16 protein-coding genes are annotated in these 20,738 nt (G+C 61.6%); 2 read left to right on the forward strand and 14 right to left on the reverse strand.

Annotated features, from left to right (window positions below; all coding sequences use genetic code 11):
* Positions 1–168: 168 nt before the first annotated feature.
* Together ACM6IM_RS20565 and ACM6IM_RS20570 are read left to right on the forward strand one after the other, a co-directional pair.
* On the forward strand, positions 169–978 hold the full coding sequence (locus ACM6IM_RS20565) for a hypothetical protein (protein ID WP_201193570.1): 810 nt from the start codon (positions 169–171) through the stop codon (positions 976–978).
* A 28-nt stretch (positions 979–1,006) separates the two neighbouring features.
* Positions 1,007–1,657 carry a hypothetical protein gene (locus tag ACM6IM_RS20570; RefSeq protein ID WP_414866158.1) on the forward strand — a complete coding sequence of 217 codons (651 nt, stop codon included), beginning with the start codon at positions 1,007–1,009 and terminating at the stop codon, positions 1,655–1,657.
* A gap of 77 nt (positions 1,658–1,734) precedes the next feature.
* Here ACM6IM_RS20570 and ACM6IM_RS20575 read toward each other — a convergent pair whose 3' ends face one another.
* The 14 genes from ACM6IM_RS20575 to gcbA form a co-directional block, all read right to left on the reverse strand.
* Positions 1,735–2,331: a MarC family protein gene (locus tag ACM6IM_RS20575; protein ID WP_192307788.1), complete on the reverse strand. Its 597-nt coding sequence runs from the start codon at positions 2,329–2,331 to the stop codon at positions 1,735–1,737.
* 63 nt (positions 2,332–2,394) lie between these two features.
* On the reverse strand, positions 2,395–5,172 hold the full coding sequence (locus tag ACM6IM_RS20580) for a hybrid sensor histidine kinase/response regulator (protein ID WP_192307789.1): 2,778 nt from the start codon (positions 5,170–5,172) through the stop codon (positions 2,395–2,397).
* Positions 5,173–5,271: 99 nt separating this feature from the next.
* Positions 5,272–6,567, reverse strand: a complete 1,296-nt coding sequence (purD, locus tag ACM6IM_RS20585; protein ID WP_192307790.1) for a phosphoribosylamine--glycine ligase — start codon at positions 6,565–6,567, stop codon at positions 5,272–5,274.
* Positions 6,568–6,756: 189 nt separating this feature from the next.
* Positions 6,757–8,364 (reverse strand): bifunctional phosphoribosylaminoimidazolecarboxamide formyltransferase/IMP cyclohydrolase, encoded by a 1,608-nt coding sequence (gene purH, locus ACM6IM_RS20590; protein WP_414866159.1) that lies wholly within the window; start codon positions 8,362–8,364, stop codon positions 6,757–6,759.
* A gap of 81 nt (positions 8,365–8,445) precedes the next feature.
* The gene (gene fis / locus ACM6IM_RS20595; protein ID WP_030128251.1) at positions 8,446–8,766 is read right to left on the reverse strand and encodes a DNA-binding transcriptional regulator Fis; all 321 of its coding nucleotides are present in this window, start codon (positions 8,764–8,766) and stop codon (positions 8,446–8,448) included.
* Positions 8,763–9,773, reverse strand: coding sequence for a tRNA dihydrouridine synthase DusB (gene dusB / locus ACM6IM_RS20600; RefSeq protein WP_414866160.1), 1,011 nt, complete (start codon positions 9,771–9,773; stop codon positions 8,763–8,765). The genes fis and dusB overlap by 4 nt, the downstream gene beginning before the upstream one ends.
* Before the next feature lie 185 nt (positions 9,774–9,958).
* The gene (locus tag ACM6IM_RS20605) at positions 9,959–11,200 is read right to left on the reverse strand and encodes a DUF3426 domain-containing protein (RefSeq protein ID WP_414866161.1); all 1,242 of its coding nucleotides are present in this window, start codon (positions 11,198–11,200) and stop codon (positions 9,959–9,961) included.
* Between the two features lie 30 nt (positions 11,201–11,230).
* The gene (gene prmA, locus ACM6IM_RS20610) at positions 11,231–12,109 is read right to left on the reverse strand and encodes a 50S ribosomal protein L11 methyltransferase (protein ID WP_414866162.1); all 879 of its coding nucleotides are present in this window, start codon (positions 12,107–12,109) and stop codon (positions 11,231–11,233) included.
* 173 nt (positions 12,110–12,282) lie between these two features.
* On the reverse strand, positions 12,283–13,641 hold the full coding sequence (gene accC, locus ACM6IM_RS20615; protein ID WP_192307795.1) for an acetyl-CoA carboxylase biotin carboxylase subunit: 1,359 nt from the start codon (positions 13,639–13,641) through the stop codon (positions 12,283–12,285).
* 17 nt (positions 13,642–13,658) lie between these two features.
* The gene (gene accB, locus ACM6IM_RS20620; protein WP_192307796.1) at positions 13,659–14,117 is read right to left on the reverse strand and encodes an acetyl-CoA carboxylase biotin carboxyl carrier protein; all 459 of its coding nucleotides are present in this window, start codon (positions 14,115–14,117) and stop codon (positions 13,659–13,661) included.
* 48 nt (positions 14,118–14,165) lie between these two features.
* Positions 14,166–14,618 carry a type II 3-dehydroquinate dehydratase gene (aroQ, locus tag ACM6IM_RS20625; RefSeq protein WP_192307797.1) on the reverse strand — a complete coding sequence of 151 codons (453 nt, stop codon included), beginning with the start codon at positions 14,616–14,618 and terminating at the stop codon, positions 14,166–14,168.
* Between the two features lie 141 nt (positions 14,619–14,759).
* Positions 14,760–16,502, reverse strand: coding sequence for a protein-disulfide reductase DsbD (locus ACM6IM_RS20630; RefSeq protein ID WP_414866194.1), 1,743 nt, complete (start codon positions 16,500–16,502; stop codon positions 14,760–14,762).
* Positions 16,503–16,678: 176 nt separating this feature from the next.
* The gene (locus ACM6IM_RS20635) at positions 16,679–18,625 is read right to left on the reverse strand and encodes a methyl-accepting chemotaxis protein (RefSeq protein WP_414866163.1); all 1,947 of its coding nucleotides are present in this window, start codon (positions 18,623–18,625) and stop codon (positions 16,679–16,681) included.
* Positions 18,626–18,676: 51 nt separating this feature from the next.
* The gene (gcbA, locus tag ACM6IM_RS20640; protein ID WP_414866164.1) at positions 18,677–20,347 is read right to left on the reverse strand and encodes a diguanylate cyclase GcbA; all 1,671 of its coding nucleotides are present in this window, start codon (positions 20,345–20,347) and stop codon (positions 18,677–18,679) included.
* Positions 20,348–20,738: the final 391 nt, after the last annotated feature.

Consider the following 20,738-nt stretch of genomic DNA (forward strand, 5'->3'; position numbering starts at 1 on the left):
GCTTTAATGTTTGAAAGTATCCTTCTTTCAGTAAAGTTAGAGCGGCGTTAGTGTGTCGGTAATTAATGGTATAAGTTGCACTTTATTATTGAGTTGAATGTTTGTTATGCCTGTTTTAGTTTGCGGTTGCCGCATGGAGCGGTTATCAATTAGCCGAAGGACTAAAACATGAATAACGCATTGGATAATAATGCCGTAGAACCTACTTTCAGCACGGCGGCGCAAGATGCCTTCTTTGAAAGTATTGAAGCGGAACTGGCCAAGGTGGCTTCGCCGCGTCGGGTCAGGCGCTCCACCGGGACGATGAAGGACGCTGCCGGGCGCGACGATCCGTCGCCCGATGCTTCGGTTGTCGGCCCATCCCTGGTTGTCTTCGAACAACGCCTCAGCGCCGAGGACCGCCAGTGTGCCCTCGACAGCCAGGCATTCGCCGAAGCCGTGGTCAGCCGCATGCCTGCCGACACTTCCCAGGAAAAGCGCTACGAAAAATACAACGAATGCCTGGCCGCTGCGGGCTGGCCCATGGAGAGCTTCACCCGCAAGCAGTATGAATCCAAAGAGCTGACGCTGACCATGAACGAAGCGCTGCTTCAGGTATTGAAGACCGTGATCAGTGCGGGCTCCGGCAATGTATTGAATCTGGTGCTCAGTGGTTTTGAACAGCTCAAGGGCGACGCGAAAGCCCTCACGATCATCGATTCGGGCAGCAAGAACAGCCAGCTTGTCAGCTTCAAGGCGGTGCCCTGCATCGTCGCTCCAGGGGGCGGCATGGCGATGGTCATGGGCGGGCTGGACGTCTACAGCAAGAACTACCGTGGCAACTTCCTGTTTTTCACTTTCAATACGGCAGGGGTTCGTATCTTTCAGGCCGCTGGTCTTCGACACTTCAATCGGCGTGCATACGAACGTAAGCGCAATGAGATCGAAGCCTATGTCGATCAGTTCGGTGCTGACCTGTTCGCGAAGTTGGTGGGCTGACGACTACAATCGGTGCTGAGGTATTCAAATGTCAACGATTGCTGATGCAGTGGTAGTGGGCGGTTGTTTGTCGTCCTTTACCCCGCAAGTAAGTTCGCAAGATCGCCAGGACATACAGGACTGCCTGTTATATGCCGAGTTGGCCGCCAATGACAAATACCCGGGGCGAGTCTCGAAAAAGGTCTGGTTCGATTATTATCAGGGACGCCTGATAAAAGCCGGTTTCAAGCTGAAGGCTTTCGTTGCTTCCGAGCCGGTCCGGGTGGCGAATATTCAGGAACTGTTGGCGATGAGTCATACGGTGATCGGTCGCATGGGCTACCCCAGTCTGGGGCAACTTCTTCGTGATACCTACAAAACCCTGACGCTGGACCGTTTTGCCTGGGAATTTTTCCAGGGCAATGTGGCGCGAGGGGGGCAGGGCATTCTCAAATGTTCGCCGTGCGAGCGCCTGGCGTCGGGTGAAACGGTGGTGTGCCTGTTGAGCGTGCAATACAGCACCCGGGTGACGGAGCAGGCGTTTTTTCTCTGGAGCGAGTTTCACGAGGATCTGCAGATTGTCCCGGGTGGTGGTGTCTTTGCCTTCGACCCGGAGGTGTTCCAGCGCTACCGTGAGCGAGTGCATGAAAAAATAGAGTCGTACTCCGCCAAAAGCCTGGTGCACGAACTCAAGCTCTGAAGGTGCAGTGACTGAAAACGAAAAAGGCCTTGTTCCCGGGAACAAGGCCTTTTTTACGGCTGTCACACCTGGGCAGATCAAGGCACCAGGTAACCTCGGACCCCGGTGAAAATGATCTGCGCCGCCAGGGCACAGACGAACAGCCCCATCAGCCGGCTGACAATCTGCAAGCCCTGATCACCGAGAAGGCGCTCGATGCGATTCGACAGATACAGCACCACGCCGACGGTGAAGCTGGCCAGGGCGATGCTGAGGATGGCGGTGAGTTTGTCGTCCCAGTGCGGTTGGCTGACGCCCATCACCAGCAACGCACCGATGGTACCGGGGCCGACGGTCAGGGGGATGGTCAGGGGGACGATGGTGACGTCCTGCTGCACGTTATCGGTCTGTACCGCCGACTTGCCTTGGGCCATGCCCAACGCCGAGATGAACAGCACGCTGCCCGCACCGATACGGAAAGCGTCCACGGTGATGCCGAACACGCTGAAAATGACGCGACCGAACAAATACAGCAGGACACTGGAGACCAGCGTGGCGATCGCCACTTTCCAGGCGAGCCGGTGCTGTTCCTTGCGCGAATAACCGCGGGTCAGGCTGATGAAGCAGGACAACACAAAGAACGGGCTATAGAGCACCAGCATCTTCAGGTAAACGCTGAACAACACGTGGAGCATGGGGCAGGCTCACTGGCGAGGGAAGTCGGGGGGAGTCTATCAGGCGTCGCCGACTCTGTCGGCTCAGGACGTTTGCGCGGCCGCGCGGTTCTGCTGTTCGCGCTGGGCGACCCAATGCTCGATCAGCTCGCGCAGTTGTGACAGCTCCACCGGCTTGGCCATGTGCCCGTCCATGCCAGCCTGGCGCGCACGCTCCTTGTGTTCGGCGAGGATGTGCGCGGTCAACGCGACGACCGGGGTACGAACCCGTTGGTTGCTGACTTCCCATGCGCGCAGTTGCTGGGTGGCGGAGAATCCGTCGAGGATCGGCATCTCGCAATCCATCAACACCAGATCGTAGCGCTGCGCCTTCATCGCCTGCAAGGCTTCCTCGCCATTGCTCGCGGTGTCCGGTTGCAGGTTGAGCTTGCCCAGCATGCCACGGATGACCTTGGTCGAAATGCTGTTGTCTTCGGCAACCAGAATGCGGAAATCACTGGGGACCTTGACCGGCACGGTCGGGCCGCTGGGTGTTTGCGGCGAAACGGCGAGCCCCTTGTTGCGCTGGTTCAGTTCATCGGCCAGGGTGGTCTTGAGGGTATAGCCGGCCACGGGTTTGGCGAGGATGCGCTTGATCCCGGAGTTGCGCGCGATGATCTTGCTCGGCGCATTGCTGATGCCGGTGAGCATGACCAGCAGGATGTCGTGGTTGAGGCTCGGGTCTTCCTTGATCTTGGCCGCCAGTTGCATGCCGGTCATGCCGGGCATGTTCTGGTCCAGCAGCACCACATCGAAGTAGTCGCGCAGGTGCGCCTTGGTGCGCAGCAGCGCCAAGGCTTCCTTGCCGGATGGCACCGCACTGACGTTCAGGCCCCAGGCACTGCACTGCTGCACCAGCACCTTGCGACAGGTGTCGTTGTCATCCACCACCAGCACCCGTGCCCCCTGCAACGGGCCGTCGAGGTCGGAGGTCGGGTGTTCGAGCCGGTCAGGGTCCAGGGGCAGGGTCAGCCACAGGGTGCTGCCCTGGTTGGCGCCACTCTTGATACCGAATTCCCCTTGCATCAGGCGAATCAGCTGGCGGGCAATCACCAGTCCGAGGTTGCCGCCCAGGCGGGTGGCGGACAGGAAGTTCTTGCTGTGCAGCTCGGCGTGCATCAACGCGTCGCGCTCTTCGGCGTCCATCGGTTCGCCGCTGTCCTGCACGGCAATGCGCAGGCGTGGACGGGCGCTGCGTTCGTCGAGAGCGACGACGATCAGGATCTCGCCTTCGTCGGTTTTCTTCAGGGCGTTTTCCAGCAGGCTCAGCAGGGTCTGGCGCAGGCGTGTCGGGTCGCCGCTGATGACCCGCGGCACTTGCGGCTGGATGAAGCTGATCAGTTCGACGTTCTGCTGTTCGGCCTTGGCGCGGAAGATGCTCAGGCAATCCTCGATCAGCGCATTGAGGTCGAACTGCACGTCGTCCAGCTCGATCTGCCCGGATTCGAGCTTGGAGATGTCGAGGATCTCGTTGATCAATGTCAGCAGTTCGTTGCCGGCACTGTGGATGGTTTGCACGTAGTCGCGCTGCTTGACCGACAGCGGGGTGCCCAGCAACAGCTCGGTCATGCCCAGCACGCCATTCATCGGGGTGCGGATTTCGTGGCTGATTTTCGCCAGGAATTCAGCCTTGGCATTGATTTCGGCATTGCTGGCGGCGAGATCGCGGCTGATGCTGAAACGGTCTTCGGTGATGCTGCGCTGACGCTCGCTCAGCGCGATGCTCATCAGCAGGCCGCTGAGGCAGATGAACGCCAGCAGGGCGGTGATCAGGCCTTGCGGTTCAATCAGCGTCAGCCCCATCAGGGCCGGAAGAATGATCAGCGTGCCGAGGTTGAACACGACCATGGCGGCCACGAACAGCCGCGCCGGGCGATAGCCTTTTTGCCAGTGCCAGGCGCTGACGAACAGCATCGTCAGGCCGGCGAGGGCGACCATGGCGTAGGTGATGATGTTCAGGGGCAGCGTATTGACGAACAACAGCAGCAGGCCGCAGAAACAGATGAACAGAATGTCGCCCAGCAGCAGCTTGTTCAGCGGATGGGGGCCGAGCGGGGCGAAGAAACGGTAAGCGAACATCAGACCGCAGGGCGCGGTCAGCAGCAGGGCGAGGTAAGCGCCCGGTGTCTGCAGGCCGTGCCAGTCCGGCAGCCAGGGTCCGGCGAGGTTGAGCAGCAATGCCACGCTGAGCATCAGCAACGCTTCACAGCCGGCCAGCCACAGGCTGCTGCGCGAGCGGGTATAGGCGTAGCGGATCAGGTTGTGCAGGATCAGCATGCCGATGCAGCCGAACAGCAGGCCGTAAATCAACGTCTGGTTCTGATTCGCCGCGGTCATGATCGCCGATTGCAGGGTGATGTAGGGCCGCATCTGGTGTTCGGACGCCAGTCGCAGGTAAACATCGAGGGGTTTGTCACTTTGCGGCAACGGCAACATGAAGTCGCTGTTGGGCAACGGCCGTTCGGCCTGAGGCTGTTCGGAACCGCTGTTCAGCTGATCGATCAGCTTGTCGCCGTCGAGCACATACAGGTTGAGGCGTGACAGGTCGGGGGCAAACACCCGCAGCAACTGTTCGTGTTTGCCGGGGGCCAGCCTGAAGCGCAGCCAGAGCGCGCCGCCGGGTTCGGCTGCGGTGAGGCGTTCGAGTTCGGTGGGGCTGAATTGATTGATATAGCGAGCGGAACGGATGTCGCTCAGTTGCAGGTCGCCCTGCTCGTCGAACAATACCGCCCACCCACTGCCCTGCGCGGCCTGGGCCGACAGCATGAAGAGCAGCGTCATCAGCGTGACGGTGAAACCTATGGCAATCCTGAGCCAGCGCACGGCGAAATCCCTTCGTAGGTTGATGCCAGAGTATAACTATGCGCGGCGCCGGAATAGTCCGGCAAGGGCCTGAAACCCTTGCCCGACCGAATGAAACGCTTATTCCTGATTTTCGCCACGCTCGCGGGCAATGGCGCGGTAGCCAATGTCCTTGCGATAGAAACAGCCTTCCCAGTCAATCTTCGCTGCCAGCTTGTACGCCTGTTGCTGAGCGGCATCGACGCTGGCGCCCATGGCGGTTGCGCACAGTACCCGGCCACCGGCGGTTACCACTTGACCGTCCTTCAGCGCGGTGCCGGCGTGGAAGACTTTACCCTCCAGGCCCGCAGCGGCGTCCAGGCCCTTGATGGCTGCGCCTTTAGCGTAGTCGCCAGGATAGCCGCCTGCCGCCAGCACGATGCCGACGCTCGGACGTGGATCCCATTGCGCTTCGACTTTGTCCAGGGCTTGAGCCAATGCCGCTTCGACCAGCAACACCAGGCTCGATTGCAGGCGCAGCATGACCGGCTGAGTCTCAGGGTCGCCGAAACGGCAGTTGAATTCGATAACTTTTGGGTTACCAGCCTTGTCGATCATCAGGCCGGCGTACAGGAAACCGGTGTAGACATTGCCTTCGTCGGCCATGCCGCGCACGGTCGGCCAGATCACCAGGTCCATGACGCGCTGGTGCACTTCGCTGGTGACCACGGGCGCCGGGGAGTAAGCGCCCATGCCGCCGGTGTTCGGGCCGGTGTCGCCGTCGCCGACGCGTTTGTGGTCCTGGCTGGTGGCCATCGGCAGCACGTTCTTGCCGTCGACCATGACGATGAAGCTGGCTTCTTCGCCGTCCAGGAACTCCTCGATGACCACACGCGAACCGGCGTCGCCGAACGCATTGCCGGCGAGCATGTCGCGCACGGCGTCCTCGGCTTCGGCCAGGGTCATGGCCACGATCACGCCTTTACCGGCGGCCAGGCCATCGGCCTTGATCACGATCGGAGCACCCTTTTCACGCAGGTAAGCCAGGGCCGGCTCGATCTCGGTGAAATTCTGGTAGTCAGCGGTCGGGATCTTGTGGCGTGCCAGGAAATCCTTGGTGAACGCTTTCGAACCTTCCAGTTGCGCGGCACCGGCCGTCGGGCCGAAGCAATCCAGGCCACGGGAACGGAACAGGTCGACGACGCCGGCGACCAGCGGCACTTCCGGACCGACGATGGTCAGGGAAACATTTTTCTCGGCGAAATCGGCCAGTTGTTCCAGGGCCAGCACGTCGATGGCGACGTTTTCGCACTTGGCTTCGATGGCGGTACCGGCATTGCCCGGGGCCACGAAAACCTTCTGCACGCGCGGATCCTGAGCCACTTTCCAGGCCAGGGCGTGTTCACGGCCACCGCTGCCAATGATCAAAACATTCATTTCAAAAACCTCGGATGACGCTGATTCTGTTTTGGACCCCACAACGCTTCACGTTGTAGGAGGTCGCGATGAAGCCGGTAGATGCAAGGCGGAGTCGGCCTCGATGAGCGGAGTTGCCTCTAGGCAATGAGCATCTTCGAGGTCGGCTCCAACGCATCAGGTGCCGGTTTCAGTGCGGCCGTTGTTCGATTAGTGGCGGAAGTGGCGCATGCCGGTGAACACCATGGCGATGCCAGCCTCGTCGGCGGCCGCAATCACTTCCGCATCACGCATCGAACCACCCGGCTGGATCACCGCTGTAATCCCGACCTTGGCGGCATTGTCCAGGCCGTCGCGGAACGGGAAGAAGGCATCGGAAGCCATGACCGAGCCCGCAACCTGCAAACCGGCGTGCTCGGCCTTGATCGCGGCGATGCGTGCCGAATTCACGCGGCTCATCTGACCTGCGCCGACACCGATGGTCTGACGGTTCTTGGCGTAGACGATGGCGTTGGACTTGACGTACTTGGCCACTTTCCAGGCGAAGATCAGGTCGTTGATTTCCTGTTCGGTCGGTGCGCGCTTGGTCACCACTTTCAGGTCATCGGCGCTGATCATGCCGATATCGCGGCTCTGCACCAGCAGACCGCCGTTGACACGCTTGTAGTCCCAGGCCGCGGCGCGATCCGCCGACCATTCGCCGCAGGCCAGCAGGCGTACGTTGGCTTTGGCGGCGACGATGGCGCGGGCTTCTTCGCTGACGCTTGGGGCGATGATCACTTCGACGAACTGACGCTCGACGATGGCCTTGGCGGTTTCAGCGTCCAGCTCGCGGTTGAAGGCGATGATGCCGCCGAACGCCGATTCGGTGTCGGTGGCGTAGGCCAGGTCGTAGGCCTTGCGGATACCGCCTTCGGCATCCGGGCTCACCGCGACGCCGCACGGGTTGGCATGCTTGACGATCACGCAGGCTGGCTTGACGAAGCTCTTCACGCATTCCAGCGCGGCGTCAGTGTCGGCCACGTTGTTGTACGACAGCTCCTTGCCCTGCAGCTGGGTGGCGGTGGCGATGCCGACTTCAGCCGGGTTGGCTTCCACGTAGAACGCCGCGCTCTGGTGCGGGTTCTCGCCGTAGCGCATTTCCTGGGCCTTGACGAACTGGCTGTTGAAGGTGCGCGGGAACTCGCTGCGACCTTCGGTGGAGAGGGTCTCGGCGGCCTGGTTCACGGTACCCATGTAGTTGGCGATCATGCCGTCGTAGGCGGCGGTGTGTTCGAACGCCTTGAGCATCAGGTCGAAACGCTGGGCGTAGGTCAGGCCGCCGGCCTTGAGGTTTTCCAGGACGTTGGCGTAGTCGCTGGCGTTGACTACGATGGCCACGTCCTTGTGGTTCTTGGCGGCGGAACGGACCATGGTCGGGCCGCCGATGTCGATGTTCTCGATGGCGGTCGGCAGGTCGCAGCCCGGCTTGCTGATGGTGGCTTCGAACGGGTACAGGTTGACCGCCACCAGATCGATCGGCTTGATGCCGTGCTCGTTCATGATGGCGTCGTCGATACCGCGACGACCGAGGATCCCGCCGTGGATTTTCGGGTGCAGGGTTTTTACCCGACCGTCCATCATCTCTGCGAAACCGGTGTAATCCGCGACTTCCACTGCGGCAACGCCGTTGTCGCGCAGCAGCTTGAACGTTCCGCCGGTGGAGAGGATCTCGACGCCCAGGGCTTCAAGCTCTTTGGCGAATTCGAGGATCCCGGTCTTGTCGGAGACGCTGATCAAGGCGCGGCGGATCGGCAGGCGGGTAGTCTGGTCGGTCATTTCAATTTCCATCAAAAGCAAAGGAGTCAGCAAAAAAGGCGACCGTTTTTACGCGGGCGCCTTTCTGGTTTGATTGAATGCTTACAGCAAATCGTACTGCTTGAGTTTCTTGCGCAGGGTGCCCCGGTTGAGTCCGAGCAGCTCGCTGGCCTTGGTCTGGTTGCCCTTGACGTAGTTCATCACGCACTCGAGCAGGGGCGCCTCGACTTCGGAAAGCACCAGGTTGTACACATCCGTGACGGCAGCGCCCTCAAGGTGGGCGAAATAATTGTGCAGCGCCTTCTCGACATTGCCGCGAAGGGTCTGACCTTCTTCGCTGGGCGTATTGAGGTGCTGTTTCAAATTCACGTTGTCGCTCACGGGCGTTGTTCCACTCACTAAAGTCTCTGTCATCATCGTCATGCGGCCACCCACTCTCCGTCCCCTGTCAGGCTCTTATAACGTTCGGCAAAGAAGCTCCGAACGTTGGCGCATTGTGCTTCCGTATCTTCCAAACGATTGAAGTGGGCGCGAAACTCCCTGGCGCCCGGCAAGGTTGCGAGATACCAGCCCACATGCTTGCGGGCGATCCGCACGCCCATGACGTCTCCATAGAAGACGTGCAGTGCAGCCAGATGCTCTAGCAGAATGCGTTCCACTTCGACCAGTTCCAGCGCCGGGAGCTTCTCGCCGGTACGCAGGTAATGGTCGATCTCACGAAAAATCCATGGCCGCCCCTGGGCAGCCCGTCCTACCAGCAATCCATCGGCACCGGTTGCGTTGAGCACATACCGGGCCTTTTCCGGCGAATCGATGTCGCCGTTGGCGAAGACGGGCATCGACACCGCCTGCTTGATCGCGGCGATGGTGTCGTACTCGGCTTCACCGGTGTACAGGTCAGCACGGGTGCGGCCATGGACCGCCAACGCCTTGATGCCTGCCTGCTCGGCAATCTTCGCCACCGTCACACCGTTCTTGTTGTCCCGGTCCCAGCCGGTACGAATCTTCAGCGTGACCGGCACATCGACTGCGGCCACTACGGCCTGCAGGATCTCGGTCACCAATGCCTCATCCTTCAACAGCGCGGAACCGGCCGCCTTGTTACAGACCTTCTTCGCCGGACAACCCATGTTGATATCAACAATCTGCGCGCCCAGCTCGACGTTGGCCCGGGCCGCCTCCGCCAGCATCTGTGCATCGCCACCGGCGATCTGCACCGAGCGGGGCTCGGGATCGCCTTCGTGGATCATGCGCATGCGCGATTTGCGGGTGTTCCACAAACTCATGTCGCTGGTGACCATTTCCGAGACTACTAGTCCTGCGCCCAGTCGCTTGCACAGCTGACGAAAGGGTTGGTCGGTGACGCCCGCCATCGGGGCGAGAATCAAGCCGTTTTGCAGTGTGTATGGACCGATGCGTACCGCCGACATAGGACTTCCCTGTTGTGGGGCCGGATCATGAGAGTTCGAAAAAGGGTTGGCATGATACCCGCTCTCGATGACCGGATAAAGGCTGAATTGAACAAAATCTGAACAGTTATTCTGTTATCGCCAGCAGTTTGGTATGAGCGGTGTCTGTCAGAAATGTGCCGTCAAACCCCGATCGCTGAAGCGTTTCACTCGGGCGAATGGAAGCTCAGGCTGTAGTTCACGGCTTTTGCGCCTGGGTCGAGAATGTCCAGGGCGATGTGGATCGGTGTCTGCGGAGGCATTTCTGTCATGCCTTCGAGGTCGCCGTTGAGGTACTCGCCGGGTTTGAAGCGACGACTGGCGATCAGGTGACCGTTGAGGTCGGCAAAGCGCAGCTCCAGCAGCGGGAAGGGCTGGGAGAACGGGGCGCGGTTGTAGATGATCGCGTCGACCACCAGGGCGCCATTGAATTCAGGGTGGCTGCGTACCACCAGGTTGCTGCTCTTGATTTTCGCGATGTCGACTTTGGACGGCACCGTGCAACCGATTTGCGGACAGAACTGCTGGAACCAGGGGCGGTACTGATCCTGGCGAGCCAGCTCATCGAAGTGGTAGGCGATGTACTGGCCGACAAGGGCGCCGGCACCGAGCAGGATCAGCAACAGCCAGAGAAAGCGTCGGCCCCAGGGCGAGCGACGTTGCTGCCAGTCGAGCTGAAGCGGGTCGTCGGTCAGGTCTTGCAGGACCTCGGCACGCATCGCCGGCTCGCGCCGCTTGCGCAGGGGTTCGATGGACGGCAGGTTGGCGTCGAGTTCGTCATCGGCGTCGGCCGCCGACAGGCGTTCGTGATGCAGCGGAGCGTCGAGCGGGTCGTCCAGGCGCAGTTGCGCGGGTTGCGGTTCCTCGTCGAGCTCCTCAGGTTCCAGAGATAGCGAGGGTTCGGTGCGCGAGGGTTTGCCTGGCTCGATGTCCGGTTCTGGCGTGATCGTCGCCTCAATGGCGTCTGCGGCTTCAGCGGCTTCAGCGCGTTCGGCCGGCGAGTCGCTGAACAGGCTGTCGGACCAGGGAGCGTCGTCCGCTTCGGTGCTGTCGCGGCGGGCGCTCAGGTTGTCTTCGCGGTGGCGGCCGAACTCGGTCGTCGGCTGGATTTCCCGTTGTTCGAGCCGGGCGAGTTCTTCGTCCAGGTCCAGGGCGTCCAGGTCGAGTTCAGCGGCGCTCCACTGCTTTTGACTGATGGCTCGCGGCTCGGGCGCCGTCGTCTCGGCCAGTGGCGGGGCCACGGGTGTCACCGCCTCCTTGCCGGCCTGCTCCAGCAGCTGCTTGGCGGCGTTGAACACCTGCAGACACGAGCCGCAACGAACCACTCCCCGGGCCACGCTCAATTGAGCATGGCTGACGCGGAAGCTGGTTTGGCAATGCGGGCACTGAGTGACGAAGCTGTCGGTCATGCGGCGATCCGGATTATGCAGGCGTCCATTCTAGCGCCGACGGCCAGTGATGCGCACCCAGCCGTCACGATTGGCGATCGGGTCGAGGTCGAAGTCCTGCGCATAGGCGCCAGCCACTTCTTCGCCCTGCTCGGCGAGAATCCCCGAAAGCGCCAGGCGACCGCCCGGCTTGACCAGGCTGGACAATTGCGGCGCCAGAGATACCAGCGGCCCGGCAAGAATGTTGGCCACCAGCACGTCGGCCTGAACCGGCGGCAGGTCTTGCGGCAGGTACAGCGGGAACAGGGCCTCGGCAATGTTGTTGCGACCGGCGTTGTCGCGGGAGGCTTCCAGCGCCTGCACGTCGATGTCGGTGCCGACGGCTTCCTTCGCACCCAGCAGCAGGGCGGCGATGGCCAGGATTCCCGAGCCGCAGCCGAAGTCCAGCACGTTGCAGCCTTTCAGGTCCTGGCCGTCCAGCCATTCCAGGCACAGCGCGGTGGTCGGGTGGGTCCCGGTGCCGAAGGCGAGGCCCGGATCGAGCAACAGGTTCACCGCCTCGGGTTCGGGGGCGGCGTGCCAGCTCGGCACGATCCACAGGCGCTGCCCGAAACGCATGGGCTGGAAACCATCCATCCAGCTGCGCTCCCAGTCCTGGTCCTCGATGACTTCGCTGTGATGTTCGGGCAGCGGGCTGCCCGTCAGCAGCTCGAGGTGGGCCAGGACGGCGGCCGCTTCGGTGCCGCCCTCGAACAGGGCCAGCAAATGCGTGTGCGACCACAGCGGCGTGGTATTGAGTTCCGGCTCGAAGATCGGTTGATCTTCGGCGTCCATGAAGGTCACCGAGACGGCGCCGACTTCGAGGAAAGCGTCTTCGTAGGTTTCGGCTTGTTCTGGGCTGATGGCGAGACGGACTTGCAGCCAAGGCATGGCGGGCACCTTTGAAAAATATTGATTGCAGCCTAGCGGTCTGCGAGAAGCGCGCAAGTTTACGCGAGCGCGGGGCGTTTGTGGGAGTGATCCTTGAACACGCCGGACCCGCCAGGGCGAGCCAGGAACAACAAAGCCGCCCGAAGGCGGCTTTGTCATTGCGGGTTGAAAGCTTAGTGCTTTTCACCAGCCAGCTTGTGTTCCAGGTAGTGGATGTTGATCCCACCCTTGCAGAAGCCTTCATCACGGACCAGATCACGGTGCAGCGGGATGTTGGTCTTGATCCCGTCGACCACGATTTCGTCCAGCGCATTGCGCATGCGCGCCATGGCTTCGTCGCGGGTTGCGCCGTAGGTGATCAGCTTGCCGATCAACGAGTCGTAGTTCGGCGGAACCGCATAACCGCTGTACAGGTGCGAGTCGACGCGAACGCCGTTGCCGCCTGGTGCGTGGAAATGCTTGACCGTGCCCGGGCTCGGCATGAAGGTTTTCGGGTCTTCGGCGTTGATCCGGCATTCCAGCGCGTGACCGCGGATGACCACGTCATCCTGGGTGAACGACAGCTTGTTGCCGGCGGCGATGCTGAGCATCTCCTTGACGATGTCGATGCCGGTGACCATTTCCGAAACCGGGTGCTCTACCTGGACACGAGTGTTCATCTCGATAAAGTAGAAGCGACCGTTCTCGTACAGGAACTCGAAAGTGCCGGCGCCACGGTAACCGATGTCGATGCACGCCTTGACGCAGCGGGCGAAGACTTCCTGGCGAGCCTTCTCGTCGATGCCCGGTGCCGGCGCTTCTTCGAGAACTTTCTGGTGACGGCGCTGCAGCGAGCAGTCCCGGTCGCCCAGGTGCACGGCGTTGCCCTGGCCATCGGACAATACCTGAACTTCCACGTGGCGCGGATTGGTCAGGAATTTTTCCAGATAGACCATCGGGTTGCCGAACGCTGCGCCCGCTTCGGAGCGGGTCAGCTTCGCCGAGGAGATCAGGTCTTCTTCCTTGTGCACCACACGCATGCCGCGACCACCACCACCGCCAGCGGCTTTGATGATCACCGGGTAACCGACTTCGCGACCAATGCGCAGGGCGGTTTCTTCGTCTTCAGGCAGTGGGCCGTCGGAACCCGGAACGGTTGGAACGCCGGCAGCAATCATGGCGTGCTTGGCCGATACCTTGTCGCCCATCAGGCGAATGGTTTCGGCTTTCGGACCAATGAAGGCGAAGCCGGAGTTCTCGACCTGCTCAGCGAAATCAGCGTTTTCCGCAAGGAAACCGTAGCCTGGGTGAATGGCGGTAGCGCCGGTCACTTCGGCTGCGGCGATGATTGCCGGAATGTGCAGGTAAGAGTGGGCGGCAGAAGCCGGGCCGATGCAGACGGATTCGTCTGCCAGACCCAGGTGCATCAGCTCTTTGTCGGCCTTGGAGTAAACGGCGACGGTCTTGATGCCCATCTCTTTGCAGGCACGCAGAATCCGCAGTGCGATCTCACCGCGGTTGGCGATCAGAACTTTTTCCAACTTCGCAGTCATCAAAGTTTCTCCGCGGTTCAAACGATGGTGAACAGCGGTTGGTCGTACTCAACCGGCTGGCCGTCTTCGACGAGGATGGACTCGATCACACCGCTGGTTTCGGCTTCGATGTGGTTCATCATCTTCATGGCTTCGACGATGCACAGGGTGTCGCCTTTCTTCACGGTCTGGCCCACTTCGACGAACGCTGGCGAAGTTGGCGAAGACTTGCGATAGAAGGTGCCGACCATCGGCGAACGGGCAACGGTGCCGTTCAGTGCTGGCGCGGCGGGAGCAGCCGGGGCGGCAGCGGCAGCCGGAGCAGCGGCAGGCGCGGCAACCGGAGCAGGCATTGGCGCCGGAGCGTAGTACTGCTGGGCTGGAGTCTTGCTGTTACGGCTGATGCGTACGGACTCTTCGCCTTCCTTGATCTCGAGCTCGTCGATGCCGGACTCTTCCAGCAATTCGATCAGTTTCTTAACTTTACGGATATCCATGAATCATCAACTCCCAAGGGTCGGTCAGGGGCGTTTAACGCTTGTTGTTCAAGCTTTTGCCTGGCTTTCAAGCTGCTCTAGAGCGGCCTCCAGGGCCAGTCGGTAACCGCTGGCGCCAAGGCCGCAGATCACTCCCACCGCTACGTCGGAGAAGTAAGAGTGATGGCGGAAAGGTTCGCGTTTGTGCACGTTGGACAAATGCACTTCGATGAATGGGATGCTCACCGCCAGCAGCGCGTCACGTAATGCGACACTTGTGTGCGTAAAAGCTGCTGGGTTGATCAGAATGAAGTCCACGCCTTCGCTGCGGGCCGCGTGGATACGGTCGATCAATTCGTACTCGGCGTTGCTTTGCAGATGCAGCAGGTGATGGCCGGCGGCACGGGCTCGTTGCTCCAGGTCCTGGTTGATCTGCGCCAGTGTCGTGGCACCATAGGTGCCCGGTTCCCGGGTGCCGAGCAGGTTCAGGTTGGGGCCGTGCAGGACCAATAGGGTTGCCATCTGCTGTTCCTTGTTATCCGAATGCAATTGTCAGAACCCGGCGACTATGCCGCAAAGCCTTTGTGACTGTCCAGTTCTATGCAATAGCCAGCACGATGGCCGATGTTTGCGCGAAATATGTGACTGGCTGATGAATTCCGGTCATTTGCTTTCGCGCCGCGCCTGCGCGACCCGATCGGCGAAGTCCCTTGCATTGATTTCGCCGATCACCCGCGCATCGGTACGTTCGACGCCATCCTCGCCGAAGAACATCAGCGCCGGAGGACCGAACAGCTGATAGCGGTCGAGCAGGACGCGCTGTTCGGCGTTGCTGGCGGTGATGTCAAAGCGCACCAGGCGATAGCCCTTCAGGCGTTCGACGACGTTGGCGTCGCTGAGGACCTCGCGCTCAATGACTTTGCAACTGATGCACCAGTCGGCGTACCAGTCGAGCAGCAGTGGCGTGCCGGACGATCTTGCATCTGCGAGGGCGCGGTCCAGTTCCGCCGCAGTGGTCACGGTTTGCCAGTCGTCGGTGCCTTGCAGCGATTGCTGGGTGCCTGTGACGATGCGCGGCTGGCCGATCGGGTTGAACGGGTCGGTCTGGCCACTGAACGCGCCGTACCAGCAGGCCAGTGCATAAAACAGCAGGAACAGGCCGAGCAACTGGCCAAGGCGCTTGCGTGGCGGTTTATAGACAAACTCCAGGGCGCCGAGGAACAGCCCGACGCCACCGGCCAGCAGGCCGATCAGCAGCAGGGTGATCTGCCCCGGCAAGACCCGGCTGAGCAAACCGATTGCCAGTCCCAGCAGCAACACCCCGATCGCGTTTTTCACATAGACCAGCCAGGGGCCGCTCTTCGGCAGCCAGGCAGCGCCCCCGGTGGCGACCAGCAACAGTGGCGCGCCCATGCCGAGTCCGAGCATGAACAATTTCAAGCCTCCGCCCAGGGCGTCGCCGCTGGCGCTGATGTACAGCAACGCGCCGGCCAGCGGTGCCGAGACGCAGGGCGAAACCAGCAGACTGGACACCACCCCCAGCACCGCCGCGCCCCACAACGAACCGCCCTCGGTGCGACCGGCGATGCGGTCCAGCCGGCTGCTGATCGCGTGTGGCAGCTTGAGTTCGAAGACGCCGAACATCGCCAGGGCAAACAGTGCGAAAAACATCGCGAATGGCACCAGCACCCAGGCCGACTGCAGGCGCGCCTGGAGATTCAACTGGGCCCCGAACAACCCCATCAGGGCGCCGAGCAGGGCAAAACACGCGGCCATCGGCAGCACGTAGGCGAGGGACAGGTTGAAGCCGCGCCATCCGCCGACCTGGCCGCGCAACACCACCCCGGAAAGGATCGGCAACATTGGCAGCACGCAGGGGGTGAACGTCAGGCCCAGGCCTGCCAGGAAAAACAGCGCCAGTTCGCGCCAGCTCCAGTGCTTGCCGGCGTCCGTGCCGTCGATCTTCAGGCGTTCGGTCTCGGGCGGATAGCACAGGCCTTTGTCAGCGCAGCCCTGATAAGTGACGAGCAGCGTGAAAGCCCGTTGCTCGGTGCGCGGCAGTTCGACATCGAGGATGCCGTGGTAAACCTCGACATCGCCAAAGTACTCGTCGTGCTTTTGTTCACCCTTGGGCAGTTGCACCGCGCCGAGGGCAACGTCGGACGGTTCGGCGCGAAACTGAAACCGCTGGCGGTAGAGGTAGTAACCCTCGCTGGCGACGAATCGCAGCTTGATCGATTGCGGCGTGCTCTGCACCAGGCTCAGCTGAAAGGCTTCGCGCACCGGCAGGAAGTCGGCGCTGTTGTTGATCGAGCCTAACGTGGCGCTGGGTCGGCTCTCCAGCAGGCCGCCGGCGCCGGCCGGCAGGGCGAACACTATGAACAGCAGGCAGAGCAGGCGGCGCATGACGATCTCGCGTATCGGAATTGCGGGCATGATAGCGGACCGTGGCAGGGCGTGCCGGGCGTCGTGCTGCGACCAATGTTCCGGCGCCTTCGAGCAAGCCTGCGCCGACATTCAACCCTGTGCTGCCATGGGAATGCGAGCACAGGGTGTGCGGGCTTGCTCGTGAAGGAGTTTTATCAGACGCGGAAGGCCTGGACGGCGGTATCCAGCCGTTCACCGAGCACCAGCAAGTGCTCGCCTTGCTCACGGCCCTGGCCAATGCGCAACAGGTTATCCCCGCCCAACTGGTGAATCCTCTCGCTGTGATCTCGGATTTCGCTGACCGCGCCGCTCTGTTGTGCGGTGACGTCGGCAATCCGGATCGCTGTGTCGGCAATGGTCTGGATCGCCCCGACGATCTTGTCCAGCGCGCCGTCGGCGGCCTGGGCCTGATTGGCAGTGGCTTCGGCGTGCTCGACCTGGGCGCGCATGCCTTCCACCGATTCTCGCGCCGCCGTTTGCAGCCCGGCGATCAAGGTCTGGATTTCTGCCGTGGCGCCTGCAGTGCGTTGCGCCAATGAGCGGACTTCTTCGGCAACGACCGCAAACCCTCGGCCCATTTCCCCGGCGCGGGCTGCTTCGATGGCGGCGTTCAGGGCCAGCAGGTTGGTCTGGTCGGCAATCGAGCGGATCACTGTCAGGACCCCGCCAATGGTGGCGGACTCCTCGGCCAGGTGTTCGATCATCTGCGCATTGCCTTGCACTTCCTCCACCAACGCATGCAGGCCGGTGAGGCTCAGGCCGATGACTTCCTGGCCGTGCTCCACCGCCAGCCCGGCATGACGGCTGGCGTCGGCGGCCTGGCTGGCATCGCCGGCGACCTGTTGAATGGTCGCCTCCAGTTCGCCCAGTGAGTCGCGAATCAGCGCGGTGTCGCCGGCCTGGTGTTCGGCGCCGTTGTGCAGGTCGTTGCTCAGTTCGGCGAGCGTGCGGCTACTGCCGGCGACCTGTTCGGCGTTGAGGCGGATGGTCCCCACCAGATCGGCCAGGTAGGCGCGCAACCGGTTGAGCGAGGCCTGGATGTCATGCAACTCGCGGTTGGTCTTGCCCAGTTCGATGTCCCGGCTGAAGTCGCCCTCGGCCCAGGTCGACAGGGCCGGTGCGAGGTTGGTCAGGGTCCGGGCGAGGCGGCGTTGCAGAGTGTCGATGAGCAAGGCGATCAGCAGGATCAGGCCGATCATCACCCCTTGCATCAGGCGCACTTCACCCTGGATTTGCCCGTGTTGAGCGCGAACCACCGGTTCCAGGCCGGCGATGGCCTGTTGCACTTCGGTGATTTTCAGGTGCGTCGCGGTGCTGAGGTCGGCACGTTTGCGGATTTGCTCGCGGGTGCGCTCAAGTTCGGCGGGATAGCGGGTCAGCAGGCTGTTGAGTTCGCGCTTGAGCCCGACACCGGCATCCTCGGCTGCGGTTTTTTCGCTGTTCTCCAGCCCCATCATGGCGGCGAAATCGTCGGATACCGATTCGGTGGTGGTGGCGACGCCGAGCAGCGGCAGGGCGTTGAGCAATTCGGCTTGAGCGCGAATGTTGGTGACTTCACGTTCAACGTCCGCCGCCAGTTCGCTGCGACCGCTGCTGACCAGTTTGTCCCGGGCCAGTGACAGTTTGCCCAGGTGCTGGGACGCGGCCAGCAAAGGTGTCAGATAGGGTGCGTTGCCGCTGGCGTACTGGCTGAGCTGGTCGAGGCTGGCGCCGAGTTCGCGTTCGGCTTGCAGCAACAGGGCCTGCGGGTCGCCCGCGAGTTTGCCGGCGGCCAACAGGTCGGTTTTGCTGAATTCATCCAGGTTCGTCAGGCTGGGGCGCAGGGTGTCGGCCAGTGTCGACGGCAATTCCCCCAATTCCTTTTGCAGCGTTTCGATGGCCTGACTGGCAGCGCTCAGGCGCAGGGCATCACCGCTGGCGAGGTAGTCCTCGACGTTGCGCGCCACTTGATTCTGGAACTGCTGGGACAACCCCAGGTAGCGCTCCATCAACAGATACGGACGTTCCAGGGCTCTTTGCGACCACCACAGCGTCGCGCCAAGGGCCACGCACACGGCGACTAAAAGAAGGGTATTGAAATTGGTCAGCAGCTTGAGGCGCATCGCGGACTACCAACGGCAGAATGGTAAGCCCGTGAAGTTATTGCGATTGTGTTACACGGTTATGACCGATGGAGTCGAATCCGATGAAAAAGTGGCATTTTGCTTTGATGTCCGGGCGGCATGCACACGGTTGCGTCCGGCGTGCTTGGCGCGATACAGCGCCTCGTCCGCCTGACTGGCCATCATCAGGCTGTCAGAGTCCTCACAGAGTTCGACCACCCCGGCGCTGAAGGTGCACCACAGGTCCTGGGGCTGGGCCGGGTAGTGAATTTCCGCAAACCGCTGGCGGATTTCGTCGAGCACCTGGTGTGCCGCCTCGATATCGGTGTCGGGCATGACGATGGCGAACTCCTCGCCGCCGTAGCGCCCGATGAAGTCGGTCTTGCGCAGGCGTTGCTTGAGAAACAGTGCCAGGCTCTTGATCACGCGATCACCCATGGGGTGGCCGTGGCTGTCGTTGACCCGTTTGAAATGATCGATGTCGAGCATCGCAAAACTCAGCGGCTTGCTCTCGCGGCGCGAGCGGAAGCTGCAGTCTTCGAGCAATTGCAGAATGTGCGTGTGGTTGTACAGCCCGGTGAGGCTGTCGCGCACCATCCGTGCCTTGAGGTTGCGCGCCCGCGCCGCGCGGTTGCGCACGGTGGTGATCAGGTGCCGGGGCTTGATCGGTTTGGTCAGGAAGTCATCGCCGCCCTCGCTCATGGCGTCGAGCTGCTTGTCCAGGTCGTCCTCGGCGGACAGGTAAATGATCGGCACGCTGACATAGCGGTCGTTGTGCCGAATCACTTTGGCCAGTTCCGTGCCGGTGCAGGTCGGCATGTACATGTCGAGGATGATCAGGTCGGGCTGGAAGTCCGCCAGTTCGGCCATGGCCTGGATCGGATCGATCAGGGTGCGCGTGACGATCCCGGCGCTGTTGAGCAGGCGCTCGGTATGCAAAGCCTGGGCGCGGGAGTCGTCGATGATCAGCACTTTATAAGGTTCGTACTGCGCGACGCAGGTCAGGACTTCGATTTTCTCCAGCAGACTCGAGGCTTCGAGGGTGCCGGTCAGGAACTCCTGGCCACCGGCCCGCACCGCAGCGAGGCGAGTCGGGGTGTCGGTTTCGTGCAGGCTGAAGAACAGCAGCGGCAACGGTTCGTCCAGGCCGACCTGGGCTTCGGCGGCCAGTTTCAGGCCAATGCCCGGACCGCTGAAGTCCACATCCATGACAATCGCGGCGGGCAGGCGCTCGACCATCGACGAGCGGAAAGCCGCCACGCTGTCGAGGGATTGGGCGCTGAGCCCGAAGAACTCGAGCTGCTTGGCCAGGCGCTCGGCACGGTCGTGATCCTGCAGCATCACGTAGATCGGCTTGCGCAGTGGTGGCAGGAACGTTTGTTCGAGTTGATCGCCATGGCGCAGGCCGGTGCGCGACAGGCGCTGCATCAGGCGGTTGAGGTCGGTGATCAGCCCGCTGCTCAAGCGACCGCGATTGGCGTCGACCGCTTCGAGCGACTGGCCGATATGGCGTGCCAGCTGGGTGTGTTCCGGCTGTTCGAAACGCTCGGCGAAACGCAGCAGGCGCAGATTGGCCTCGCTTAGCTCCGTCAGATCGGCGAGCGACCACTCAGTGCGTTGCAGGCGCTGCCAGATCTCAAGAATTTGACGTGCCTGGTGAATCACCCGCTGGGCAAAGTGGTGCTTGAGGCGATCGCGGCTTGGGTCTTCTGGCTCGGTCATATCCTGACTACTAGGTAGGGTGCATGCTGAGGTCGACTGGTGGCTCTATGCTAGCACCTCTTTTCGGTGGGATGAGTGTCGTACGTCAATAATCTGCAACGTGAATGCATTCAGTTTCTGACTTGGCGGTCTGTTACTGCCTGCTCGTTTCCCCCAGGCTCCCGAAAAACAGGGGGTTCAGGAACTTTCCGGCCGCTGTGTGCGAAACCTCTGCCGCGTCGACATGCGTTGGCTGTCCGGAAATTCTGATTTTTCATCGGGCTGATTCAAACGCTTTTTGGCGCTGGCAGGGTTCAGGGAAACCCTTAGATGCCGTGACGGTCATGAGCCAGTGCTCCAAGGATCAACCCTGCGATCAGCAACGCCTGATCCAGCCAGGCCAGCTAGAGTT

Source organism: Pseudomonas sp. IT-P12 (genome assembly GCF_949767465.1).
Taxonomy (GTDB): domain Bacteria; phylum Pseudomonadota; class Gammaproteobacteria; order Pseudomonadales; family Pseudomonadaceae; genus Aquipseudomonas.